Annotated in this window: 24 protein-coding genes; 12 read left to right on the top strand and 12 right to left on the bottom strand. The window is 67.4% G+C overall.

What is annotated here, in order from left to right:
• Positions 1-61 precede the first annotated feature (61 nt).
• From ychF to M4578_RS03355, 4 genes are all read right to left on the bottom strand, one after another.
• The gene (gene ychF / locus M4578_RS03370) at positions 62-1,159 is read right to left on the bottom strand and encodes a redox-regulated ATPase YchF (protein ID WP_258092036.1); all 1,098 of its coding nucleotides are present in this window, start codon (positions 1,157-1,159) and stop codon (positions 62-64) included.
• Positions 1,160-1,198: 39 nt separating this feature from the next.
• The gene (locus M4578_RS03365) at positions 1,199-2,575 is read right to left on the bottom strand and encodes an MATE family efflux transporter (RefSeq protein WP_258092035.1); all 1,377 of its coding nucleotides are present in this window, start codon (positions 2,573-2,575) and stop codon (positions 1,199-1,201) included.
• A 182-nt stretch (positions 2,576-2,757) separates the two neighbouring features.
• Entirely contained in the window at positions 2,758-3,708 is a 951-nt protein-coding gene (locus M4578_RS03360) for a nickel/cobalt transporter (protein WP_258092034.1), read from the bottom strand.
• The gene (locus tag M4578_RS03355; RefSeq protein ID WP_258092033.1) at positions 3,690-4,322 is read right to left on the bottom strand and encodes a DUF1007 family protein; all 633 of its coding nucleotides are present in this window, start codon (positions 4,320-4,322) and stop codon (positions 3,690-3,692) included. Before M4578_RS03355 ends, M4578_RS03360 begins: the two co-directional genes overlap by 19 nt.
• 110 nt (positions 4,323-4,432) lie before the next feature.
• On the opposite strand from M4578_RS03355, the gene M4578_RS03350 reads away from it, so the two are divergent.
• Positions 4,433-5,074: a TIGR02453 family protein gene (locus M4578_RS03350; RefSeq protein ID WP_258092032.1), complete on the top strand. Its 642-nt coding sequence runs from the start codon at positions 4,433-4,435 to the stop codon at positions 5,072-5,074.
• A gap of 90 nt (positions 5,075-5,164) precedes the next feature.
• Here the strand turns inward: M4578_RS03350 and ppk2 are convergent, their stop codons facing one another.
• Positions 5,165-6,181, bottom strand: a complete 1,017-nt coding sequence (gene ppk2 / locus M4578_RS03345; protein WP_258092031.1) for a polyphosphate kinase 2 — start codon at positions 6,179-6,181, stop codon at positions 5,165-5,167.
• A 260-nt stretch (positions 6,182-6,441) separates the two neighbouring features.
• Between ppk2 and trpA the strand changes: the two genes are divergently transcribed.
• The gene (trpA, locus tag M4578_RS03340) at positions 6,442-7,233 is read left to right on the top strand and encodes a tryptophan synthase subunit alpha (RefSeq protein ID WP_258092030.1); all 792 of its coding nucleotides are present in this window, start codon (positions 6,442-6,444) and stop codon (positions 7,231-7,233) included.
• A gap of 111 nt (positions 7,234-7,344) precedes the next feature.
• On the opposite strand, the gene argC is transcribed toward trpA, so the two are convergent.
• Together argC and M4578_RS03330 are read right to left on the bottom strand one after the other, a co-directional pair.
• Positions 7,345-8,289 carry an N-acetyl-gamma-glutamyl-phosphate reductase gene (argC, locus tag M4578_RS03335; RefSeq protein WP_258092029.1) on the bottom strand — a complete coding sequence of 315 codons (945 nt, stop codon included), beginning with the start codon at positions 8,287-8,289 and terminating at the stop codon, positions 7,345-7,347.
• Between the two features lie 118 nt (positions 8,290-8,407).
• A complete protein-coding gene (locus M4578_RS03330; protein WP_258092028.1) occupies positions 8,408-9,175 on the bottom strand; it encodes a ZIP family metal transporter in 768 nt (255 codons plus the stop codon).
• Positions 9,176-9,324: 149 nt separating this feature from the next.
• Here M4578_RS03330 and M4578_RS03325 point away from each other — a divergent pair, with 149 nt between their 5' ends.
• On the top strand, positions 9,325-10,491 hold the full coding sequence (locus M4578_RS03325; RefSeq protein WP_258092027.1) for an alpha-hydroxy acid oxidase: 1,167 nt from the start codon (positions 9,325-9,327) through the stop codon (positions 10,489-10,491).
• 124 nt (positions 10,492-10,615) lie between these two features.
• Here the strand turns inward: M4578_RS03325 and M4578_RS03320 are convergent, their stop codons facing one another.
• Positions 10,616-11,233, bottom strand: a complete 618-nt coding sequence (locus M4578_RS03320) for a 50S ribosomal protein L25/general stress protein Ctc (RefSeq protein ID WP_258092026.1) — start codon at positions 11,231-11,233, stop codon at positions 10,616-10,618.
• A 161-nt stretch (positions 11,234-11,394) separates the two neighbouring features.
• Here M4578_RS03320 and M4578_RS03315 point away from each other — a divergent pair, with 161 nt between their 5' ends.
• Positions 11,395-12,543: an MFS transporter gene (locus M4578_RS03315; protein ID WP_258092025.1), complete on the top strand. Its 1,149-nt coding sequence runs from the start codon at positions 11,395-11,397 to the stop codon at positions 12,541-12,543.
• Between the two features lie 65 nt (positions 12,544-12,608).
• On the opposite strand, the gene trpB is transcribed toward M4578_RS03315, so the two are convergent.
• From trpB to M4578_RS03295, 4 genes are all read right to left on the bottom strand, one after another.
• Entirely contained in the window at positions 12,609-13,835 is a 1,227-nt protein-coding gene (trpB, locus tag M4578_RS03310; protein WP_258092024.1) for a tryptophan synthase subunit beta, read from the bottom strand.
• A 120-nt stretch (positions 13,836-13,955) separates the two neighbouring features.
• Positions 13,956-15,305 (bottom strand): MATE family efflux transporter, encoded by a 1,350-nt coding sequence (locus tag M4578_RS03305; RefSeq protein ID WP_258092023.1) that lies wholly within the window; start codon positions 15,303-15,305, stop codon positions 13,956-13,958.
• 49 nt (positions 15,306-15,354) lie between these two features.
• On the bottom strand, positions 15,355-15,864 hold the full coding sequence (locus M4578_RS03300; RefSeq protein WP_258092022.1) for a PaaI family thioesterase: 510 nt from the start codon (positions 15,862-15,864) through the stop codon (positions 15,355-15,357).
• Positions 15,861-16,286, bottom strand: coding sequence for a PaaI family thioesterase (locus tag M4578_RS03295; RefSeq protein ID WP_258092021.1), 426 nt, complete (start codon positions 16,284-16,286; stop codon positions 15,861-15,863). Before M4578_RS03295 ends, M4578_RS03300 begins: the two co-directional genes overlap by 4 nt.
• 137 nt (positions 16,287-16,423) lie before the next feature.
• Between M4578_RS03295 and M4578_RS03290 the strand changes: the two genes are divergently transcribed.
• The 8 genes from M4578_RS03290 to M4578_RS03255 all read left to right on the top strand — a co-directional run bounded on the left by M4578_RS03290 (position 16,424) and on the right by M4578_RS03255 (position 24,404).
• Positions 16,424-16,795, top strand: coding sequence for a MerR family transcriptional regulator (locus M4578_RS03290; RefSeq protein ID WP_258092020.1), 372 nt, complete (start codon positions 16,424-16,426; stop codon positions 16,793-16,795).
• 252 nt (positions 16,796-17,047) lie between these two features.
• The gene (locus M4578_RS03285; RefSeq protein WP_258092019.1) at positions 17,048-17,446 is read left to right on the top strand and encodes a MerR family transcriptional regulator; all 399 of its coding nucleotides are present in this window, start codon (positions 17,048-17,050) and stop codon (positions 17,444-17,446) included.
• Positions 17,447-17,479: 33 nt separating this feature from the next.
• Positions 17,480-19,258 (top strand): acyl-CoA dehydrogenase C-terminal domain-containing protein, encoded by a 1,779-nt coding sequence (locus M4578_RS03280; protein WP_258092018.1) that lies wholly within the window; start codon positions 17,480-17,482, stop codon positions 19,256-19,258.
• 49 nt (positions 19,259-19,307) lie between these two features.
• Complete coding sequence (locus M4578_RS03275; protein ID WP_258092017.1) at positions 19,308-19,520, top strand: hypothetical protein; 213 nt, start codon at positions 19,308-19,310, stop codon at positions 19,518-19,520.
• Between the two features lie 361 nt (positions 19,521-19,881).
• Positions 19,882-20,520, top strand: a complete 639-nt coding sequence (locus M4578_RS03270) for a glutathione S-transferase family protein (RefSeq protein ID WP_258092016.1) — start codon at positions 19,882-19,884, stop codon at positions 20,518-20,520.
• Positions 20,521-20,530: 10 nt separating this feature from the next.
• Positions 20,531-21,742: an acetyl-CoA C-acetyltransferase gene (locus M4578_RS03265; protein ID WP_258092015.1), complete on the top strand. Its 1,212-nt coding sequence runs from the start codon at positions 20,531-20,533 to the stop codon at positions 21,740-21,742.
• 2 nt (positions 21,743-21,744) lie between these two features.
• Positions 21,745-22,218 carry a cupin domain-containing protein gene (locus M4578_RS03260; protein ID WP_258092014.1) on the top strand — a complete coding sequence of 158 codons (474 nt, stop codon included), beginning with the start codon at positions 21,745-21,747 and terminating at the stop codon, positions 22,216-22,218.
• On the top strand, positions 22,215-24,404 hold the full coding sequence (locus M4578_RS03255; protein WP_258092013.1) for a 3-hydroxyacyl-CoA dehydrogenase NAD-binding domain-containing protein: 2,190 nt from the start codon (positions 22,215-22,217) through the stop codon (positions 24,402-24,404). Before M4578_RS03260 ends, M4578_RS03255 begins: the two co-directional genes overlap by 4 nt.
• Positions 24,405-24,452 lie beyond the last annotated feature (48 nt).

Below are 24,452 nucleotides of genomic sequence, written 5' to 3'. Positions count from 1 at the left end.
CTCCTCCCCTGCGATGCCGGTGAGGGGCAAGACCCCTCCCCGGGCCCCACCCCGGACAGGCTCAGGTGTTGAAGAGGAAATGCAGAACGTCGCCGTCCTTGACCATATAGGTCTTGCCCTCGGCGCGCATCTTGCCGGCTTCCTTGGCGCCCTGCTCGCCGCCGCAGGCGACAAAATCGTCGAAGGCGATGGTCTCGGCGCGAATGAAGCCCTTTTCGAAATCGCCATGGATCACGCCCGCCGCCTGCGGCGCCAGCGTGCCCTTGCGGATCGTCCAGGCGCGCGCCTCCTTGGGCCCCACGGTAAAATAGGTCTCGAGGTGCAGCAGTTCGTAGCCGGCGCGGATCAGCCGGTCGAGCCCCGCCTCCTCCAGCCCCAGCTCGGAGAGGAACATCTCGGCCTCCTCGGCGTCGAGCTGGCTGATTTCCTCTTCGATCTTGGCGGAGATCACCACATGCGCATTGCCCTGAGCGGCGGCCATCTCGGCCACCTTGGCCGAGAGCGCGTTGCCGGTGGCGGCCTCGTCCTCATCGACGTTGCAGACATAAAGCACCGGCTTGGAGGTCAGGAGTTGCAGCATCTTCCACTGTTTCAGGTCCTCGGCATCGACCTCGACCAGACGCGCGGGCTTGCCCTCTTCCAGCATCGCCAGCGCGGCTTTCATCAGCCGCTCCTGCTGGACCGCCTCCTTGTCGCCGCCGCGCACCTTGCGGGTGATGTTCTGGAGTCGCTTTTCCAGCGATTCCATGTCGGCGATGATCAGCTCGGTCTCGATGGTCTCGGCATCGCTCACCGGATCGACGCGGCCGTCCACATGGGTGACGTCATCGTCCTCGAAACAGCGCAGCACATGGGCGATGGCGTCGGTCTCGCGGATGTTGGCGAGGAACTGGTTGCCGAGCCCCTCGCCCTTCGACGCGCCTTTCACCAGCCCCGCAATGTCCACAAAGGTCATGCGGGTGGGAATGATGCTCTGCGATTTGGCGATCTCGGCCAGCTTGTCGAGCCGCGCGTCGGGCACCGCCACCTCGCCCACATTGGGCTCGATGGTGCAGAAGGGGAAGTTGGCCGCCTGCGCCGCGGCGGTCTTGGTCAGCGCGTTGAACAGGGTCGATTTGCCCACGTTGGGCAGACCCACGATCCCCATGCGAAATCCCATGCCAATGCTCCCTGTAAACGGCTGACGGACGCGGCGTGTCTAGTCGCGCGCCGCGCCGCGCGCAAGCCTAAGCGCGGGCACCGCGCGGCCCCAGAAGCGATAGAGCAGCAGCACGGCGGCGGCGCCGAGCCCGGTGACCAGACCGAACCAGACGCCCACCGCGCCAAGCCCGGCCACGATCCCCAGCCCCCAGGCGGCGGGCAGGCCCAGCCCCCAATAGGCGAAGCTGGCGAAGACCATGGGCACGCGGGTGTCCTGAAGCCCGCGCAACAGGCCCAGCGTCACCACCTGCAACGCATCCACCAGTTGGAACAGCGCCGCCACCATCAGGAGCGCCACGCCGATGCCGAGGATGGTGTCGCGGTCGGGATCGGTGGGCGAGAGGAAAAGCCCCACCATCAGCTCGGGCAGCGTCAGGAAGATGACCACGGTGATCACCACCGCCACGACCGAGAGCGCAAAGACCGTATGGGCGTCGCGGATGAGAAAGGCGCTGTCCCCACGTCCGCGCGCCTGCCCGGCGCGCACGGTGGCGACATTGGCAAGCCCCAGATGCACCATGAAAACGATGGCCGAGATCTGCAGCGCAATGCCATGCGCGGCCAGCGGCGCGGTGCCCAGCAGCCCGATCAGCAGCGCCGAGGCGGCGAAGAGCCCGACCTCGGCCAGCGTGGTGAGCCCGATGGGCCAGCCGAGCGCGAAGACCTCGCGCAGCATCTCGGTATCGGGGCGCCAGAAGCGCTGCCAGAGCGGGTATTGCGGCAGCTTCAGGCGCGCATAGATCACCACCCCCACCAGCGAGATCCCGTGCGAGACCAGCGAGGCGATGGCGCCGCCGCGAATCCCCAGCTCGGGCGCGCCCCAGTTGCCGAAGATCAGCGCGTAATTGGCGATGGCATTGGCCACCGCCGCCATGACGGTGATCCAGAACACCACACGGGTGTGTTCGAGCGCCGCGAGGTAGCTTTTCAGCACCATGACGCCCAGCGCAAAGGCCAGCCCCCATCCGGCGATACGCAGATAGCCCTGCGCGTCCTGCGCCACCTGCGGCGCCTGCCCCAGCATCCGCAGCAGCGGTGCCGAGAACCACAGCGCCGGCAGGCAGATCGCGAAGACCGCCAGCGACAGCCACAGCCCCATGCGGGTGACGCGGCGGATCTGCCGCTCGTCGCCCGAGGCCGCGAAGGAGGCGACCATGGGCATCACCGCCCAGGCGAAACAGGAGCCGACCAGAAACAGCGTCATGAAGAGCGTGTTGGCGAGCGTCAACGCCGCCAGTTCGGGCACGCCGTACCAGCCCATCATCACCGTGTCGGTGAGGCTGATGAGCATCTGCGCGATCTGCCCGCCGATCAGCGGCAGTCCGAGCAGAAGGATCGCCCTGGCATGGGCACGGTATGGCAGCGTCTGAGTCATGCAGGGGCTTTAGAGACTCGCATAGGGCACGGCAAGCACCTATGAAGGGTGACGCAGGGGCCTCTATATTACCAGGGGTTGTGCCCCACCCACGGCCATACGCGCGGGGCTGGCACCCTGTCAGCGCCCTCTCCCGCCGCCCGACCGCCGGTCAGTGGGCCTTGCCGCCGCGCCGGCAGGCTTCAGAGCGCCCGCAGCACGAATTGCGCCGCAAGCACCGCGATCACCGCCCCGGCGACGGCCTCGATCCCGCCCATGGCGCGCAGCGTCGCCGGGCCCGAGGCAACGCGCGACAGCGCACCTTCGCGCAGGGTGACCGAGGCCAGCGCCACCGCCACCGTGACCGAGGCAGTGCCCAGCCCCATGGCAAAGGCGCCAAGAATGCCGGCATAATCCACGCCCATGCGCCAGGTCAGGATCAGCAGGAACAGCGCCCCGGTACAGGGACGGATCGCGATGGCCCCGATCAGCAGCAGCGCATCGCGCAGCGAGTGGACCTCCTCCACCTGCGCGAGACTCGGCCCATGGGCATGGCCGCAACTGGCGCAAACCGTGCCATCATGGGCATGAGCGTGAGGCGCCGGATGCAGATGATCGTGATCGTGCCGCGCCGCCACTGCGCCGCCATGCCCGTCCTCTTCCCGCGCCCAGAGCTTGCGCAATCCGCGCAGCAGCAGCCACAGCCCGATCAGGCCGATGGCCGCATAGCTCAGAGGCTCGAACCAGACATCCGCCGCATCGGTCAGTTGCTCGCGCCCCCAGCCCAGCACCCAGACCCCGGCATAGACCAGCGCCACCGCCGTCGCCGCCTGCGCGAGACTCGACAGCAACGCCAGGCTCGTGAGCCGCAGCACCGGCACGCGCCGGCCCACGCCGTAGCCGCCGATGAGCAGCTTGCCATGGCCCGGCCCCGCCGCGTGAAAGAATCCATAGGCAAAGCTGAGCCCCAGCAGCCCCCAAAGCGCCCCGGCCTCGCCCGCGCGCAGCGCCCGCAGCCCTCCGGCCATGGCCACCTGCGCCTCGCGCTGGCCCTCGGCCGCCATGCGGGCAAGCTGATCCGCTCCGCCGAATCCCCAGAGCCAGAATGCCAGGGCCACCACAGCGGCCGCGCCGGTCAGAAGGACGGGTCGCATGAAATCGTGATCCTGTCCGCATAGACGTCTCCGATCTGCATCACCTCGAACTGATCCTCGGGCACCTGTGCGAGCTCTTCGCGCAACGCTTCCTCGGCCGCGTCGAGATCGGGCTTTGCAATCGCCGCGCGGCAGGGGGCGGGCAGATCGACACCCCGGGTCACTTCGTAGGACACGTAATAGGTCGGGTCGTATTGCATCACCAGCAGACCGTCGGCCGGCGTCGGTGTCACGCTGCGGTGATGCGCCGAGATGATCCGCCCGTTCTCGATCCGCACCGAGGCCGCCTCGGGGTGCCCGAGCACCAGCTTTTCCGTGCCGGCGTAAAGATAGAGATCGCCCTCGAAATCGTCGGGCCAGTTGTCGAGATCGAAACTCTGGAGCCGCGCCAGCTCTGCCTCCGTCAGCTGCGCATCGCCATCGGGGTCGAGCCCCATGTCCTCGAAGATCAGCAGGGTGAAGAAGTCGTCATAGGACCAGCTCACCTCGATCCCCGTCACCTCCTGACGGTCGTTGATCTCGAGCCGCAGCGCGGTATCGACAAAAATATGAGGATGCGCCTGCGCTTGCGCGGCGGGCAATAATGTCAGAAAGCAGGCAAACCACCGGATCATGAGCAGGAAGTAGCTGCCCCGGAGGGGCTTTACAAGCGCAAGGGCGGACGCCTTGGCGGGATCATGCTAACGTCCAAAAATGTATAAACGAGTCACCTTGGAGATGCGCGATGCCCGCGCAGATTGAGCTTGCCGATTTTGCCCCCCGGGCCCGAAATTTTCTGAAAGACCTGGCAGAAAACAACGATCGTGGCTGGTTCCGCGCGCAGAAGACCCGCTACGACACCGAGGTCCGGCGCCCGGCCGAGCGGCTTCTGGACCTCGTCGCCCGGTCGCTCGAGACCGCGACCGGAGAGCGGGTGCGCAGCAAGCTCTTCCGCCCGCATCGCGACGTGCGGTTCTCGGACGACAAGACCCCCTACCACACCCATCTTCACGCCGCCTGGTCAGTGCCCGACGGGCGCGGCTGGTATTTCGGCCTGTCGCCCGATTACGCCACCGCCGGCGGCGGCGTGATGCGCTTCGACGCCCCGCAAACCGAGCGCTGGCGCAGCGCGCTCGACGGCCCGCCCGGCCCCGCACTGGACGGTCTTCTGTCAGAGCTCGGCGCGCGTCTCGACCCGCCGGATCTCGACACGGTACCCGCCCCCTATCGCGGCGATCACCCGCGGGCAGAACTGCTGCGCCGGACCGGCTGCGTGGTCTGGCTCGACGAGCTCTTCGACGCGCTGAGCGCCGATGCCGAGGCCGGGCTGACCGGCGCCTTCGCGCGCCTGCAACCGCTTCAGGACTGGCTGGCGGACAACCTCTGAGCCCCGCCGCCTCGACGCGCGCGCAAACGTTGCCGCGCCCGCGGTGCCGAAGCGGCAGCGCGGGCGCGGGCCCCTCTCACTCCCAACCTGTCAGCCGGACACATGCCGGGTGTGCGGATGCAATGCGGTGCCCAGGATGTGGTCCGAGCGATGGATCACATGCGCGGCCCCGCCCACGATCAGCGGATCGGGCGGCGTGGCGATCTTGTGATCCTTGCCCGGATAATCCAGGGTGGACAGGAAATGCCGCATGCAGTTCAGACGCGCGCGTTTCTTGTCGTCGGATTTCACCACGATCCAGGGCGCATCGGCAGTGTCGGTGTAAAAGAACATCGCCTCCTTGGCCTCGGTGTAATCGTCCCATTTGTCGAGGCTGGCCTTGTCGATGGGCGACAGCTTCCACTGCTTCAGCGGGTCGGTCTCGCGGCTCTTGAACCGGCGTCTCTGCTCCTCCTGGGTGACCGAGAACCAGTATTTGTAGAGCCTGACCCCCGAGCGCACGAACATCCGTTCCAGATCCGGGGTCTGGCGCATGAATTCCAGGTAATCGTTGGGTTCGCAGAACCCCATCACCCGCTCGACCCCGGCCCGGTTGTACCAGGAGCGATCATAGAGCACGATCTCGCCCGCGGTCGGCAGATGCTCGATGTAGCGCTGGAAGTACCATTGCCCCTTTTCCACGTCGCTGGGCTTGTTCAGCGCCACGACACGGGCGGCACGCGGGTTGAGATGCTCGGTAAAGCGCTTGATGGTGCCGCCCTTGCCGGCGGCATCGCGCCCCTCGAACAGCAGCACAAAGCGCTGGCCCGTCTCCTGCACCCAGAGCTGCGCCTTCAGCAGCTCCGCCTGCAACTTGGCCTTCTGACGCTCATAGGCGCGGCGCGACATCTTCGTGGCATAGGGATATTCGCCCGTCTCGAAGGCGCGGCGGATCTCGTCCGGCGTGGGCGCATGGCGGCGCACCGAAGGCACCACAACCGCCTCCGGCGTCTCGGGCACCACCGGCACCTCGGCAGCAGGCGCCGCCCCGTTGAGAGCGGGCGCGGCCTCGGCTGCGGCGGTATCGGTGGTCGTCTGTTCGGGGGGCGTGGTCGGCGTGGCAGTCATGCGCGTCCTTTCCTGTCTGATCGCAAACCAGCCTAGCAGAAAAGCCCTCCGGGAACCTTGACAGGTGTCAAGAAAACCGCGCCTTTTTCCCGCCTCCGCGCCGGCGCGGCGCCGATACGGGCAGCCCGCCCCGGCACGACCTGCGGCACAGGCGCCCGCAGCGCTCTTTCCGACACCCGCGCGGGCCGCCCGCACCGCTTGGCATTGATTTTCCTCCCCGGTTCCGGCAGACCGGCGCGGACAGGCAGGGAAGGACGACCATGACTCGCATCGACGCCAAATTCGCCGCGCTGAAAGCCGAAGGAAAGAAGGCCTTCGTTGCCTATGTGATGGCCGGCGATCCCGATTACGCCCGCTCGCTCGAGGTGGTGAAGGGACTGCCCGGAGCCGGGGTCGATGTGATCGAACTGGGCCTGCCCTTCACCGATCCCATGGCCGATGGCCCGACGATCCAGCTTGCCGGCCAGCGCGCGCTCGACGCGGGGCAGACGCTGGAAAAGACGCTGCAGATGGTGCGTGATTTCCGCACCGGCGACGACAGCACGCCGATTGTGCTGATGGGCTATTTCAACCCGATCTACAGCCGCGGCGTCGATACCTTCCTCGCCGATGCGAACGCGGCGGGGATCGACGGGCTCATCGTGGTCGATCTGCCGCCCGAAGAGGACGAGGAGCTCTGCCTCCCCGCGCAGAAGGCGGGGCTCAACTTCATCCGCCTCGCCACCCCCACCACCGATGACAAGCGGCTGCCCAAGGTGCTGCAAAACACCTCGGGCTTCGTCTATTACGTGTCGATCACCGGGATCACCGGTGCGGCGGCGGCCGAGGCCGCCGATGTGGGCCCCGAAGTCGCCCGCATCAAGGCCGCCACCGATCTGCCGGTGATCGTGGGCTTCGGCATCCGCACCCCGGACACGGCGGAAAGCATCGCATCCGTGGCAGATGGCTGCGTGGTGGGCTCGGCCATCGTGGCGGCGCTGGCCGAGGACAAGCCGGTCTCCGAGGTGCTGGCCTTCGTGAAATCCCTCTCCGACGGCGCCCACCGGGCCTGACGGGCGCGGCAGCCCCCCGCGCCCTGTCTTCTTCTCTTCGCAAATACGCAAAACGGCGCGCCGGTCAGACCGGGCGCGCCGCCGCATCATCCATCGCCAGGACGCCAGCCGCTATTCCGCTGCCGCCGCCGCGTCCCCCTCGAGCCCGGCCCCCTCATCGACGCCCAGCATGATGTTGAGGTTCTGCACTGCCGCGCCCGACGCGCCCTTGCCGAGATTGTCGAGCACCGCCACCAGCACCGCCGCACCGCTCTGCGCATTGCCATGCACCGACAGTTCCAGCCGGTTGGTGCCGTTCAGCCGCTGCGGCATCACCCGCGGCTCGTGCAGCGAGGGAGCGACCACCGAGACAAAGCGCTCGCCCGCATAGGCCGCGCGCAGCGCCGCCTCCGCCGCGGCAAAGCCGTCGCTGCCGAGGCCGGGAAGCTGCACCGCCACCGCCATGCCTTGCGCGTAGTCCCCGACCGAGGGCACAAAGACCGGCGCCGCGCTCAGCAGCCCGTGTTTCGCGATCTCGGGCAGGTGCTTGTGCGTCTGGCTCACGGCGTAGAGAAATCCACCCTGAACCGCGCCGCTCTCGAATTCGGCGATCATCGACTTGCCCCCGCCGGAATAGCCCGACACGCCGGAAATCGCCGGCGCTGCCTCCGGGGCGATCAGCCCCGCCGCAACCAGCGGCCGGATCAGCGCAATGGCGCAGGTCGACCAGCAGCCCGGGTTCGAGACATGACGCGCGCCGGCGATGGCGGCGCGCTGCCCCTCGGCCATCTCGGCAAAGCCGAAGACCCAGCCCTCGGCGACGCGATGGGCGGTCGAGGCGTCGATGATCCGCGTACCATGCGGCGCGGCCAGCGCGACGGTTTCGCGCGCCGCCTCGTCCGGCAGGCAGAGAATGGCCACATCGGCCTCGGCCAGCGCCTCGGAGCGCGCAACGGGATCCTTTCGGCGTTCCGAAGCGACCTGCACCAGCGCAATATCGGCGCGCGCCGCAAGGCGCTCGCGGATCTGCAATCCCGTGGTTCCGGCCTCGCCGTCGATGAACACCTTATGGGTCATCCCGTGACTCCCTTGTTGCGTGCCGCGCCTATAACAGAGCCCGGGCGCAAAGCAAACGGCGAGGACGCCCGCAAGGGCGGAGGAGCCGCTCGTCGAGCCCTCGCGGCCTCTCCTCGCCTCAGCCCAGCGTCACATCCAGCAACATCATCAGGATCAGCCCTGCGATCAGCCCGGTGGTCGCACGGTTCTGATGCCCATACCGATGCGTCTCGGGAATGATCTCATGGCTGATGATATACAGCATCGCCCCCGCCGCAAAGCTCAGCCCCACCGGCAGCACCCAGACCGAGACCGTCACCCCCGCCACCCCGATGAGCCCGCCCACCGGCTCCACCAGCCCGGTGAGCGTGGCGATCCAGACGCTGCGCAACCGCCCGTAGCCCTGCCCGCGCAGCGCCACGGCCACCGCCAGCCCCTCGGGTGCGTTCTGCAGCCCGATGCCGGTGGCCAGCGACAGCCCGTTGGTCACGTCTCCGCCACCGAAACCGATGCCCACCGCCATGCCCTCGGGAAAATTGTGGATGGTGATCGCCAGGATGAACAGCCAGAGCTTCGACAACGCCCCCGGATCGGCCCCCTCGGGCCCGGTGATGAAATGCTCATGCGGCACCCAGCGGTTGATCTGCGCCACCACAAACGCCCCCAGCGCGATCCCCAGCCCCGCCATCAGCGCCGCGACCGGCGTCGAGCCGTAGATTTCCTCGCCCCGCGCGATCCCCGGCAGGATCAGCGAGAAGAACGAGGCCGAAATCATCACCCCGGCGGCAAAGCCCAGCATCATGTCGTTGGTCCGGCGCGAGACCTCGCGCCCGAAGAGCACCGCCAGCGCCCCCACCGCCGTCATCAGACCCGCCCCGAGGCTGGCCAGAAATCCCCAAAGCACCATCGCCCGTCTCCGTACCCGGCCGGACACCACGACAGCGCCCCTCCGACACTAGCGCCCCGCACCGGGAAAATGTCCAGCCTCGGAGATTGCGCGATGGCCGCCCGATTGGTAATCAAACCTTACCACCCTCGCGGAAAGGATCGCGCCCCATGCCCGTCATTACCGAAATCGAGGACCTCAAGCGCATCTACAAGCGGCGCGTTCCCAAGATGTTCTACGATTACTGCGAATCCGGAAGCTGGAGCGAGCAGACCTTCCGCGAAAACGTCACCGATTTCGACAAGCTCTACCTGCGCCAGCGCGTCGCCATCGACATGACCGGGCGCTCGACGAAAACGCAGATGATCGGCCAGGACGTGGCGATGCCGGTGGCGCTCGCCCCGGTCGGCATGACCGGAATGCAGCATGCCGACGGCGAAATCCACGCCGCCCGGGCGGCGGCGAAATTCGGCGTGCCCTATTGCCTTTCCACCATGTCGATCTGCTCGATCGAGGATGTGGCCGAACATACCGACACCCCCTTCTGGCTACAGGTCTACACGCTGAAGGACGACGAGTTCATGCAGCGCCTCTTCGACCGGGCGCGCGCGGCCAATTGCTCGGCGGCGGTGATCACCGTGGATCTGCAACTGCTCGGCCAGCGCCACAAGGACATCAAGAACGGGCTCTCCGCCCCGCCCAAGCTGACCGCCAGGTCGATCCTCGACATGTCCTGGCGCGTCGGCTGGGGGCTTGAGATGCTCCAAACCAAGCGGCGCGTCTTCGGCAATATCATCGGCCATGCCAAGGGCGTCGGCGACAATACCAGCCTGGTGGACTGGACCCATCACAATTTCGACCAGGCGCTGAACTGGGACCGCATCCGCACCTTCCGCAAGATGTGGGACGGGCCGCTCATCATCAAGGGCATCATCGACCCGCGCGACGCGCTCGAAGCCTGCAATGTCGGCGCCGATGCCATCGTGGTCAGCAACCACGGCGGGCGGCAGCTCGACGGGGCGCTCAGCTCGATCCGCGCGCTGGCGCCGATCCTCGATGCGGTGGGCGACAAGATCGAAGTGCATCTCGATTCCGGCATCCGCAGCGGGCAGGACGTGCTCAAGGCGGTGGCCACGGGCGCCAAGGGCTGCTGGATCGGCCGCGCCTATATCTACGGGCTGGGCGCCATGGGCGAAAAGGGCGTGTCCGAGGCGCTGCGGGTGATCCACAAGGAGATGGACACCTCCATGGCGCTTTGCGGCCATACCGACATCAACACGGTGAACCGCGACATCCTGATGATCCCCAAAGGCTTCTCGGGCGACTGGGAAGACTGACCGCGCGCGCCAGCTCCTCCGCCGCGGGCAGAGGCCATGCAAAATCCGGCCTTGCTCTCCCCCCCAAACGCAAACGGCCCTGCCATCATGGCAGGGCCGTCGCGAAACCGGTCTCGGCGGAGGATTATTCCTCGGCCGCCTCTTCGCCCTCATCGCCATCGTCAGCGCGCAGGCCGCGCGGTGCCGAGATGTTGGCGATCACGAAATCGCGGTCGATGGTCGGCTTGACGCCTTCGGGCAGCACAACGTCCGAGATGTGGATCACGTCGCCGATCTGCTTGCCTTCCAGATCCACGGTGATGTGGTCCGGGATGTCGCCCGCCAGCACGTTCAGCTCGACTTCCTGACGCACGATGGTCAGCACGCCGCCGCGCTTCAGGCCGGGCGCCTTGTCGTCGTTGATGAAATCGACGTGGATGAACAGGTTGATCCGGCTGGTGCGGCGCAGGCGCATCAGGTCGAAATGCGTCGGCAGGTCCTTGACCACGTCGCGCTGCACATCGCGGCAGATCACGCGCACGTCTTCCTGGCCTTCGATCTTCAGGTTGAAGAGCGTCGACTTGAAGCGACCTGCTTTCAGACGCTTGAGCAGCGAGTTGAACGGGATTTGGATCGGCATCGGCTCTGCCTCGCCACCAAATACGATCCCCGGAACCATGCCGTCGCGACGGGCCTGACGAGCGGCGCCCTTGCCTGTCCCCGTGCGTTCCAGGGCTTCGAGATCAGGAATCTCACCAGCCATTTTGAATCTCCATATGATAAGGCGGGGTGCCTCCAAGGCTGTCACCCCGTGGTCGAGGCGCTGCGATAGACCGGATCGGGACATTTATCAACCGTATTTTGCAGGCCCCGCCCTATCGCGGCGTCTGGACGCCGCCCGCAGGGCGTGGCACGCGGGTCGCCATGACGATTTTAAAGGATCTTGCGGCCAGCCGCGGCCCGGCGGCGGCCTTTGCGGCGATGGGGTTGTTCTGGGGCGGATTCGCGGCGCTGGTCCCGGATCTGAAACCGCAGGCCCGACTCTCGGACGAGGGCTTCGGCATGGCGATGCTGGTGGCGACCTGCGGCGCGGTGCTGGCCATGTGGCTGGCCCCCCGCGCCGAGGCGCGGCTGGGCCGCGCCGCGCTGCCGGTGCTGGCGCTCGTCATGGCGGCGGCCTTCCCGCTGCCCGGGCTGGCACAGAGCTGGACGGGCTTTGCGCTGGCCATGGCGATGGCCGCCGCCGGCTCGGGGTTGCTCGACGTGGTGATGAACGCCCGGGTGGCGGCGCTCGAAGCGGCGCTCGGGCGCCCGCTGATGAACCTCAACCACGGGCTCTATTCGCTGGTCTATGCGGCGGCGGCAGTGGCCACCGGCCTGGCGCGCGAGACCGGCGCCGCGCCACTGCCGGTGTTTTCCGGGCTCGCCCTCGTTGCGGTACTGCTTGCCGGCATCATGCTGACCGCGCCGGTCGCCACAGACGGCGCGGAGGAGACGAAGGCAGGCGCCCTGCCGCGCTGGGGGCTCATCCTGCCCGGCGGGACGATCGTGCTGATCGGCTTTCTGGCCGAGCAATCCGCCGAAGGCTGGTCGGCGCTGCATCTGGAACGCAATCTCGGCGCCGGCGCCGCGGCGGGCGCCGTCGGCCCCGCGCTGCTGGGGCTGACCATGGGCGTCGGACGGCTGGCGGGACAGGCGCTGGCGCAGCGCTTTGCGGAACCCACGGTGATCCGCGCCGGCGCGCTGGTCGCCGCCTGCGGCGCGGCGCTTGCCGGGTTCGCGCCGGGGCTCTGGGCGGCCTATGCGGGGTTTGCCGTGCTTGGGCTCGGCGCCTCGGTGGTGGTGCCGATGGCCTTTGCCTTCGTCGCCGGCCGGGTCGGCGCCGAACGGCGCGCGCAGGCGATCTCGCGCCTGTCGGTGATCGGCTATGCGGGGTTCTTCCTGGGTCCGCCGATGATGGGCGGGCTCTCCGGCCTGATGGGGCTGGCGACGGCCTTCGGCGCGGTGGCGCTGATCCTCGCGGCGATCCCCGCGATTCTGGTCCCCTGGATGAAACGCGGGGCGGCAGAGTAAATCTCTGCCGCCCCGGATCTGTCATCGTCATCGGCGAGACGGGCGCAAGCGCCCTGCCCCGGGCCTCAGCTCATGTCGAACCCCAGATGTTTGGCGACGGTGAAGATGTCCTTGTCGCCGCGTCCGCACATGTTCATCACGAGGATATGGTCCTTGGGCAGCGTCGGCGCCAGCTTCATCACATGGCCCAGCGCGTGGCAGGGCTCCAGCGCCGGGATGATCCCCTCGGTGCGGCAGGAGAACTGGAACGCCTCCAGCGCCTCCTTGTCGGTGATCGAGACGTATTCCGCGCGGCCCGTATCGTGCAGCCAGGCGTGCTCGGGCCCGATCCCCGGATAGTCGAGCCCCGCCGAGATCGAATAGCCCTCGAGGATCTGCCCGTCGTCGTCCTGCAACAGATAGGTCCGGTTGCCGTGCAGCACGCCCGGGCGCCCGCCGGTCAGCGAGGCGCAATGCTCCATCTTCTCGTCCACGCCCTTGCCGCCGGCCTCGACGCCGATGATCTTCACCGAAGGGTCGTCGAGGAACGGATAGAACAGCCCCATGGCGTTGGAGCCGCCGCCGATGGCCGCGATCACCGTGTCGGGAAGACGGCCTTCGCCCTCCTGCTCGGCAAGCTGCCAGCGCACTTCCTTGCCGATGATCGACTGAAAGTCGCGCACCATCGCCGGATACGGGTGCGGACCCGCCACCGTGCCGATGCAATAGAACGTGTCGCGCACATTGGTCACCCAGTCGCGCAGCGCGTCGTTCATCGCGTCCTTCAGCGTGCCGCGACCCGAGGTCACCGGCACCACCTCGGCGCCCAGAAGACGCATGCGGAAGACATTGGGCTGCTGACGTTCGACATCATGCGCGCCCATATAGACCACGCATTTCAGCCCGAACTTGGCGCAGACGGTGGCGGTGGCCACGCCGTGCTGGCCGGCCCCGGTCTCGGCGATGATGCGGGTCTTGCCCATGCGGCGGGCCAGGATGATCTGCCCCAGCACATTGTTGATCTTATGCGCGCCGGTGTGGTTCAGCTCGTCGCGCTTGAGATAGATCTTGGCGCCGCCCAGCTCTTCGGTCATGCGCTGCGCGTAATAGAGCGGCGAGGGGCGGCCGACATAGTGCTTCCAGAGATCGTCCATCTCGTCCCAGAAGCTCTGGTCGGTCTTGGCGTGCTCGTATTCCTCCTCCAGCGCCAGGATCAGCGGCATCAGCGTCTCGGACACGAACCGCCCGCCATAGATACCGAAGCGGCCCTTTTCGTCGGGGCCGTTCATGAAGGAATTGACCAGATCGTCCATCGCGCTTCTCCGTCTCGCAACGGCCCTTCTCTAGTGCATTGCACCGCCACTTGACCAGCCCTGCCCCGGCTTCTCGGGGAAGAAACTCCGTCACGGCTGGCCCGAGGCGCCGGGAAGCGCCTAAACCGCCCCTCCGGCAAGACCGCCGCCCGCCGCCGCGCGCTCGAGCGCGGGGTAGCGCAGCGCCAGCGTCAGGCCGCGCGCCACGAAGGAGATCTGAAGCGCCAGCCAAAGCCCGTGATTGCCCATCGGTCCGATCAGCAGCATCAGCGTCGCGAAATACAGCGCCGCCGCGACGATCATCATGTTGCGCATGTCGCGCGACCGGGTCGCACCGATGAAGATGCCGTCGAACATGACCAGCGCAAGCTGGGTCAGCGGCGCCAGCACCATCCAGGGAAGATAGACCCGCGCCTCGGCCTGCACCTCGGGATCGGTCGCCATGACATCCACGATGGCCGGTCCGAACAGGCCGAAGACCAGCGCCATCAGCAGCGCCACCGCCGCCGCCCAGAGGCTGGTCAGCAGCGCCCCCCGCCGCAACAGCGCGATCTGCCCCGCGCCAAAGGCCCGCCCCACCAACGCCTCGGCGGCAAAGGCGAAGCCGTCCAGCGCGTAGCCGGTGATCATCAGGAACTGGAGCAGCACCTGATTGGCCGCAAGCGTCACATCGCCGAACTTGCCGCCGACCAGCAGGAACGAGACAAAAATCGCCTCAAGCAGCATCGAGCGGATCAGGATGTCGGTGTTCACCAGCGCCATGCGGCGCAACCGGACACGGTCGAGGATCCGCGCCCAGTCCCGCGCCGCGGGGGCGCGGAACGTGTCCCGGCACAGCCACAGCCCCATGGCGAGCCCCGACCATTCGGCCACGAAAGTGGCAATCGCGACCCCCTCGACACCCCAGTCGAGCCCGAGCACAAAGAACAGGTCCAGCCCCACGTTGATGCCGTTCATCCAGAGTTGCAGCACAAAGACACCGCGCGTGCGCTCCTGCGCGATGAGCCAGCCGGTGATGCCGAAAATCGCGATGGCGGCGGGTGCCGACCAGATGCGGATCTGCATATAGCTGCGGGCCAGCGCCTCGACCTCGGCCGAGGCCGGAGAGACCGCGAAGGCCCCGGCAAAGATCGCCCGTTGCAGCAGGATCAGCGCAAGCCCGCCCGCCAGGCCGATGAGCAGCGCCCGGGTCAGCAGCGCGGACACCTCGGCGCGGTCGCCCGCGCCCGCCGCCTGCGCCGCCATTCCCACCGTGCCCATGCGCAGAAAGCCGAAGACCCAGTAGATCGCCGACAGCACGATTGCCCCGACGCCGACCGCCGCGATGGGCTCGGGCTGCGGGATCTGCCCCACCACCCCGGTATCGACCGCACCGAGAATCGGGATGGTCACGTTCGACAGCAGGATCGGCACCGCGATCTTCAGCACGCGGCCATGGGTGACGGGCGGAACGGAGTCGTCGCGATGCATGAGCAGGCCCGTGGTTCAGCGCCGCCGCAGGGCGCGCGGGACGCGGCGCTCAGACATCTTTGCGCGGCATCAGAAAATGCGCATGCGCCTGCGCGATGGGACGGTCGTGATTGTCCTGCCAGGCCTCGGCACGCACGCTGGCATAGCGCCGCCCCGAGCGCGTCACGTAGGCGCGCGCATAGGCATCGCGCGGCAGGCCTGAGCGCAGGTAATCCACGGTGAAGTCGATGGTCTTGGGCAGCCGCGGCAGCGCGCCCTTTTCCAGCGCCTCCTGGGTCAGTGCGCCGGTCTCGACATCTTCCCACAGCACCGTCCAGCTCAGGGTGATGATCGAGGTCACCTCGAGGAACGCCGCCGTCACGCCGCCGTGCAGCGCCGGCAGCTCGGGATTGCCGATGAGCTTCTCGTCGAAATTCAGCACGCCGGTCAGCTCGTCGCCGCGCCGGTCGAAGCTGATATTGATGAAGCGGATATAGGGCACACGGCCGGCCAGCGCCGCCAGCGCCGCGTCGCGGCGCTGCTTGACCACCTGCATGGGTTCGGGCTGCGGCCGGCTCATCGCGCGCGCTCCACGGTAAAGGTGCCCGTCGCGGTGACGACCGGATTCTCGGTGTCGTCGTCATGCGCGGTGGCGCGGACGAAGGCCACAGACCGGGTGACATGATAACATTCCGCCCGGGCGGTGATCGCCTGCCCCGGCGTGGCCGCGCGCAGATAGTCGATGCGCAGGCTGATGGTGGCGGTGCCGCCGGGGTTCGACGGGTGCGCCATGCAGGCCGCCCCGCCGCAGGTGTCCATCAGGGTCGAGACCGCGCCGCCATGGATCACGCCGGTTTCCGGGTCGCCCACGATCTCCGGATCATAGGGCATCCGGATCACCGCGATCCCATCGCCGATCTCGAGCATTTCCAGCCCGAGCGCCCGCGCCTGCGGCACGCGCTGGATGAAATCGCGGGCGAACTGGGTCTTTACGGCGCTCATTGCGCGTCTCCTTGCGTGTCGCGGCCTTTATGCGGACCCCCGAGCCTCTCTGCAAGAGCATGGCGGCTGCCCGCTGCCCGCATATTGCCCTGCCTGACGCCGCGCTCTACGTTCCGCCCGAAACCAAGGAGGAGCGGATGAGCGAGACCCGCCTCAGCTTCAAGGAAATGTGCGAGCGCTTCGCGGTCACACCGCGTACCCTGCGCTATTACGAATATATCGAGCTGCTGTCCCCCGAGCGCGAGGGCCGTGCGCGGTATTACGGCCCTCGCGAGGTGGCCCGCATGGTGCTGATCCTGCGCGGCCGCAAGTTCGGCTTCCAGCTCGAGGACATCCGGCAATGGCTGGAGATCCGCGACCAGGAAGGCAACGAGGCGCAGATGCGCGCCTGGGTCGAGATCGCCGACCGTCAACTTGCCGAGCTGGCAGAGCAGCACCGCCAGCTCGAAGAGGCGATGGCCGAACTCAAAGCGCTTCGGGACGACACCGCGAGGGCGCTCGGCGAGTGATCCGATTCGCCCGCCCCTGTTATTTTCGAAGCGCTTTGGTAAAATCCCCGGAAACGCCGCGAACCGCGTTGCGCAAACACATATCGCATTGAAAGAATGTTTTCGCAATCGGCACATGACGTGAAAGGAAGTTACGTCAATCCAAAAGTGACGTAGCGCCTGAGTTACGTAAACGAAATTTCCCATTGTAAGACTGGGTGGGAAAGAGCACCTCACGCTGCATCTTAACGCAAGGTGAGGGTTTCAAGACCGATGAGCGAAGACCGATTGATGACGATCCGCGAGATGTGCGACCTGTTCGACGTCACACCGCGGACGCTGCGATTTTACGAGCAGAAGGAACTGCTCTTTCCGATCCGCGAAGGGCAGAAGCGGCTCTTCACGCGGCGCGACCGCGCCCGCCTCAAGCTGATCCTGCGCGGCAAGCGCTTCGGGTTCAGCCTCGAGGAAATCCGGCAGTTGCTGGATCTCTACCACATGGGCGACCAGCAGCAGACGCAGATCGCCCGCACCTACGAAGTCGCCCAGCAGCGGCTCGCCGAGATGATCGCCCAGCGCGACGAGCTGAACTCGGCCATCGCCGAGTTGCAGGAGCAGATGGTCTGGGGCGAAAAGATGCTGGAGCAACTGCAGCAGAAAAAGGCCGGCTGAGCATCAGCCGGCACGGGACCGAGGAGGAGGCCCATGCCGCGCTACACCGCCCCTGTTGGGGATCTGATGTTTGTGTTGCACGACGTCCTGAACGTCGATCGGGCCGGGATCCCCGGATATGAAGAGCTGGACCGCGACACCACCGCCGCGATCCTTGGCGAAGCCGCGAAACTGGCCGAGACCGTTCTGGCGCCGCTGAACCCGGCAGGAGACAAAGAGGGCTGCCGGCTCGAAAACGGCGCGGTGCGCACGCCGGAGGGGTTCAAGGCTGCCTTCGACGCGATGCGCGACGGCGGCTGGACGGCGCTCGACTGCGATCCGGCCTATGGCGGCCAGGGCCTGCCCTATGTGCTCGCCACCGCGGCGGGCGAACTGTTCTCCTCGGCCAATATGGCCTTTCAGATGTATCTGGGCCTGGCGCATGGCGCGTATAACGCGATCCACGCGCATGGCTCCGAGGCGCAGAAGGCGCTTTATCTGCCGAAGCTGGCGCGCGGGATCTGGGGCGGCACCATGAACCTGACCGAGCCGCAATGCGGCACGGATCTGGGGCTCATCCGCACCCGGGCCGACCCGCAGCCGGACGGCCGCTACCGGATCACCGGCCAGAAGATCTGGATCTCGGCGGGCGAGCACGATCTGACGGACAACATCGTGCATCTGGTGCTGGCCCGCATCCCCGGCGGCCCCGAGGGGGTCAAGGGCCTCTCGCTGTTCATCGTGCCGAAACGCCTGCCCAACGCCGACGGCACGCCCGGCGCGCGCAATGCGGTGGTCTGCGGCGGGCTGGAGCGCAAGATGGGCCTGCACGGCAACGCCACCTGCATGATGCAATACGACGGCGCAATCGGAGAGCTGATCGGCCCCCCGCATGCCGGGCTGCGCGCCATGTTCACCATGATGAACGAGGCGCGGCTGGCGGTCGGGCTGCAAGGCTATGCGCAGGGCGCGGCGGCCTATGGGGCCGCGCTGGCTTTTGCCCGCGAGCGGCTGCAGGGGCGCGATGCGACCGGGGTCCGGAACCCTGCGGGCCCGGCGGATCCGATCCTGGTGCATCCGGATGTGCGCCGCAATCTCATGGACCAGAAATCCTTTGTCGAGGGCGCCCGCGCGCTTGTGCTCTGGGGCGCCACGCTGATCGACCGCGCGCATCGCGGCGGCGATGCCGCGGCGGAGGCGCTGATCTCGTTGCTGACCCCGGTGATCAAGGGCTTTCTCACCGACAAGGGGGTCGAGACCACGCTGCTGGCGCAGCAGACCCTCGGCGGTGCCGGCTTCACCCGCGACGCGGGGCTCGAGCAGTTCCTGCGCGATGCCCGGGTCACCACGATCTACGAGGGCACCAACGGAATCCAGGCGCTGGATCTGGTGGGCCGCAAGCTGGGCGCGGACAAGGGCGCTGCGGTCACCGCCTTCCTGACGATGATCGACGCGCTGCTTGCCGAGCATCGGGGCCGGGACGCGGCGTTCGATGCGCAGTTCCTGACCCCGCTCGCGGCGGCAGCCGAGGATCTGCGCACGGCCATCGGCTTTTGCCTGAGCCATGGCGCGGCAGATCCCAACGCGGTACTGGCGGGTGCCTATGATATCATGCATCTCTTCGGCCATGTCTGCCTCGGCCTGATGTGGACCCGCATGGCCCTGGCGGCGCAATCCGCGCTGGACGCCGGCGGCGACGCGGGGTTTTTCACCGCCAAGATCGCGACGGGCCGCTACTACATGGCACGGCAATTGCCCGCCACACGCACCCATCTGGCCCGCATCGAAAGCGGCGCCGCGCCGGTGATGGCGCTTGACGCGGAGGCGTTCTGAGACGGACGGTGGGCAGGATTGCCCACCCTACGGAGGAGAGATTTTCGACATGCCCAAACGCTTCCGCCTGACCCGCCGTTTTCCCGTCGCGATGACGGAAGACGGCTATCGCGGCTTGAAGAAATTCTCCGCAGAGGCCGGGCTCGACGAGGGCGAGGCGCTGTCCTTTCTCTTCGAACATTTCGACAGCGTCACCGATGGCGAGCTGCTGGCGCACCGGCTGCGGCTCTTCAATGCCGAGCTGGAGGCGCGCAAGCGCTGAGCGTTCCGGTGGCATGGCAGGCGCCCCTGCCCCGCCGCCGCAAGGGAGGAGAGACCCGAATGCGCGTATTTGGAAAGAGAAGAAGGGCAGACCGCGTATCGGACCCTCAAAGGCAGCGCGGGCGGCAATCGGCCGGCCCTTCTTCCCGGTACGCCGCCGCCCGGCCCGACCGCCAGGCGGAACGCAGGCGGGGCGGCGGCGCTTCTCCTCTTGCGGTCATCGGCTCGCCAGCCTGTACCGCCCCCCGATGCAACCAGAAGATCGTTAACCGGGCGTTACTTTCCCCCTGCCCCCTTGTGCTTCTTCTCTTTCAAAATACGCACCATTCCGGTGCCGCCCACACAACGACGGGAGACCCGCGATGACCATGAAACTCTATTGCTTTGGCGAATCCGGCAACGCCTACAAGGCGGCGCTGCCGCTGGAACTCTCGGGTCTAGACTGGGCGCCGGTGAAGGTGAATTTCTTCGGCGGCGAGACCCGCACGCCGGAGTATCGCAGCGAGATCAACGAGATGGGCGAGGCGCCCGTGCTGGTGGACGGCGATCTGAAGCTCAGCCAGTCCGGCGTCATCCAGATGTATATCAGCGAGAAATCGGGCCGCTTCGGCGGCACCACGCCGGAGGAGGCGCGCGAGGTGATGCGCTGGATGTTCTGGGACAACCACAAGCTTTCGAGCCAGGCGGGCACGGCGCGGTTCCTGATGAATTTCCTCCCCGAAGAGAAACGCCCCGCCGAGGCCATCGCCTTCACCCAGGGCCGGCTGAAGGCCGCCTATCAGGTGCTCGACGCCCATCTCGACGGGCGCGACTGGATGGTGGGCGACGGCCCCAGCAATGCCGATTTCTGCTGCTGCGGTTACCTTTTCTACCCCGAACCCTTCGGCTTTGCCCGCGAAGACTGGCCGCGGATCGACCGCTGGCTCGGCAATATCCAGAGCCTCGACGGCTGGAAACACCCCTACGATCTGATGCCCGGCTCGCCCGCCGACCGGGCCTGAGGAGGCGCCGATGACCGAGGCCTATATCTACGACGCGATCCGCACCCCGCGCGGCCGGGGCCGCAAGGACGGCGCCTTGCAGGAGGTGACCGCGCTGCGGCTCTCCGCCCTCACGCTCGACGCGCTGGCCGCGCGCAACGGGCTCTCCGGCCCGGCGGTCGAGGATGTGATCTGGGGCAACGCCACGCAGGTGGGCGAACAGGGCGGCTGCCTGGCGCGCTCCGCCGTGCTGGCCTCGGAGCTCGACGAGGCCATTCCCGGCCTCAGCATCAACCGCTTCTGCGCCTCGGGGCTGGAGGCGGTGAACCTCGCCGCGAACCAGATCCGCGGCGGCGCGGGCGCGGGCTATATCGCGGGCGGGGTCGAGATGATGGGGCGCGTCGCCATGGGCAGCGACGGGGCGGCGATCGCCGTGGACCCGAGCCTGGCCATGAAGACCTATTTCATCCCGCAGGGCATCGCCGCCGATCTCATCGCCACCGAATACGGCTTTTCCCGCGACGAGGCCGACGCGCTGGCGGTGGAAAGCCAGCGCCGCGCGGCCATCGCCTGGGACGAGGGGCGTTTTGCGCGCTCGGTGATTCCGGTCCGCGACGTGAACGGGCTCACCCTTCTCGACCGCGACGAACACATGCGCCCCGGCACCGACATGCAAAGCCTTGGCGCGCTGTCCCCCGCCTTCCGGGAGATGGGCGAGGTGATGCCCGGCTTCGACCAGCTCGCATTGATGAAATACCCGCATCTCGAACGGATCGACCATATCCACCACGCGGGCAACAGCTCGGGCATCGTGGATGGCGCGGCGGCGCTGCTGATCGGCAGCAAGGCCTTTGGCGAGGCCCACGGGTTGACGCCCCGCGCCCGCATCCGCGCCACCGCCAAGATCGGCACCGATCCGACGATGATGCTCACCGGCCCCGTGCCCGTCACCGAAAAGATCCTCGCCGAGAGCGGCATGGCGATCTCCGACATCGACCTTTTCGAAGTGAACGAAGCCTTCGCGGCGGTGGTGCTGCGGTTTTTGCAGGCTTTCGACGTGGACGCGGACAAGGTCAACGTCAACGGCGGCGCCATCGCTTTGGGCCACCCGCTGGGCGCCACCGGAGCCATCCTCCTCGGCACGCTGCTCGACGAGCTGGAGCGCAGCGGCAAAGGCACCGGGCTCGCCACGCTTTGCGTCGCAAGCGGCATGGGCGCCGCAACGATTATCGAAAGGGTTTGAACATGCCGATCATCGACAAGACCGCGCTGACGCCGCGCACCGGGTCGATCTACCCCGCCCCCTATGCCGAGATGATGGCGGGCCGGTCCTCGCTGCGGCTGGGTCAGGCGGGCGGGCTCACCCAGTTCGGCGTGAACGAGGTCATCCTGGCGCCCGGCGCGCTCTCTTCGCTGCGTCACTGGCACGAGCGCGAGGACGAATTCGTCATGATCCTCAGCGGCACCTGCACGCTGGTGACCGATGCGGGCGAAACGCCCATGGGCCCCGGTGACTGCGCCGCCTTTCCCGCCGGACTGGCGGACGGGCATCACTTCGTCAACCGCACCGACAGCGAGGCGCGCTTTCTGGTGGTCGGCTCGAAGAGGGATCCGGAGCGGGCGCATTACTCGGATGTCGATCTCGTAATAGACGTGGCGGAGGGCGCTGCCACGTTTTCCCGCCGCGACGGCAGCCCCTATCCGGGAGAGGAGGCATGAGCGATTTCAGCCTCGAAACCGGCGCCGACGGGGTCGCCGTCATTTCCTGGGACACGCCGGGAAAATCCATGAATGTCATGAGCCTGCAGGGGTTTCTTGACCTTGAGGCGCTGATCGACAGCGCCCTCGCCGACACCCGCGTCAAGGGTATCGTGATCACCAGCGGCAAGCCCGGCAGCTTCGCGGGCGGGATGGATCTGAACGTGCTGGCAACCATGCGCGAGGATGGCGACGATCCCGCGCAGAGCATCTTCGACGGGCTCACCCGCATCCACGCGCTGCTGCGCAAGATCGAACGCGCTGGCATGGATGCGCAGAACAGGGGCGGCAAACCCATCGCCGCCGCCCTGCCCGGCACCGCGCTCGGCATCGGGCTGGAGCTGCCGCTGGCCTGCCACCGGATCTTTGCCGCCGACAACGCCAAGGCCAGGATCGGCCTGCCGGAGATCCTCGTCGGCATCTTCCCAGGCGCCGGCGGCACCACACGGCTGGTGCGCAAGCTGGGCGCCATGGGCGCCGCGCCTTACCTGCTGGAAGGCAAGCTCTGCACCCCGCAACAGGCCAGGGCCGCCGGGCTCATCGACGAGGTCTGCGACGACCCGCTCGCCGCCGCCCGCGCCTGGGTGCAAAGCGCCGCCGAGGCCGATCTCGTCAAACCCTGGGATAAAAAAGGCTACAAGCTGCCGGGCGGCGCGCCCTATCACCCCTCGGGCTTCATGACCTTCGTCGGCGCCAACGCCATGGTCATGGGCAAGACCAAGGGCGTCTACCCGGCCGCCAAGGCGATGCTGAGCGCCGTCTACGAGGGCGCGCTGGTGCCTTTCGACACGGCGCTGAAAATCGAGGCGCGCTGGTTCACCAGCGTGTTGCTGAACCCTTCTTCCGCCGCCATGATCCGCACCCTGTTCCAGAGCAAGCAGGCGCTGGAGAAGGGCGCCAACCGCCCCGACCTGCCCGAAAGCGGCGTGAAAAAGCTGGGCATCCTCGGCGCGGGGATGATGGGCGCGGGCATCGCGCTGGTCTCCGCCCGTGCAGGGATCGAGGTGGTGCTGGTCGACCAGAGCGCAGAGGCCGCCGAGAAAGGCAAAGCCTATACCGCAACCTATTTCGACAAGGGCATCGCCCGGCGCAAATCCACGCCCGAGCAGAAAGAGGCGGCGCTGGCGCGCATCACCGCCACCGGGGATTACGCGCGGCTCGCGGGCTGCGACCTGATCGTCGAGGCGGTGTTCGAGGACCCGAAGGTCAAATTCGCCGCCACCCGCAAGGCCGAAGCGCATATCGCGCCCGACACGGTCTTTGCCACCAACACCTCCACCCTGCCGGTCTCGGATCTGTCGGAGGCGCTGGCCTTCCCCGAGGAGTTCATCGGCATCCATTTCTTCTCGCCGGTCGAGAAAATGGCGCTCGTCGAGATCATCAAGGGCCGCGAAACCGGCCCGCGCGCGGTCGCCAAGGCGCTGGATTTCGTGCGCCAGATCCGCAAGACCCCCATCGTGGTGAACGACGCCCGCTTCTTCTACGCCAACCGCTGCATCATCCCCTATATCAACGAGGGCATCCGCCTGCTGGGCGAAGGCGTCGCCCCGGCCCTCATCGAAAACGCGGCGAAGCTGGTGGGCATGCCGCTGGGGCCGCTGCAACTCATCGACGAAACCTCGATCGAGCTGGGGGTGAAGATCGCGCAGGCCACCCGCGCGGCTTTGGGCGATGCCTATCCCGACGGCGCGGTGGATGCGGTGATCTTCGAGATGGCGGAGGCCGGGCGGCTCGGCCGCAAGGCAAAGGCCGGGTTCTATGCCTATGACGACAGCGGCAGGCGGCTGGGCCTCTGGGACGGGCTCGCGGCACGCTACCCGTCCGAAGAGGAACAGCCCGATCTGCTGGACGTGCAGCACCGTCTGCTCTTCGTGCAGGTGCTGGAGGCGGTGCGGGCACTGGAGGAGGGTGTGCTCACCGACATCCGCGAGGGCGACGTGGCCGCGATCCTCGGCTGGGGCTTCGCGCCCTGGTCGGGCGGCCCGTTCGGCTGGCTCGACATGCTGGGCACGCCCTATGCCGCCGAACGCTGCGACCGGCTCGCAGCGCGCTACGGCCCCCGCTTCGCCTGCCCCGCGCTGCTGCGCGAGCTGGCGGAAGACGGAGAAGGCTTCTACGACCGCTTCGGCACGGCAAACGCCGCCTGACCCCGGCGCCGGACAGCGCACCGCCAAAGCCCTTTCATCTTTCTCCAA

The sequence above is a fragment of the Salipiger pentaromativorans genome (assembly GCF_024721115.1).
Taxonomy (GTDB): domain Bacteria; phylum Pseudomonadota; class Alphaproteobacteria; order Rhodobacterales; family Rhodobacteraceae; genus Salipiger; species Salipiger pentaromativorans.
The sequence above is the reverse complement of the archived record's forward strand: the minus strand, read 5'-3'. Positions and strand labels throughout refer to the sequence as shown.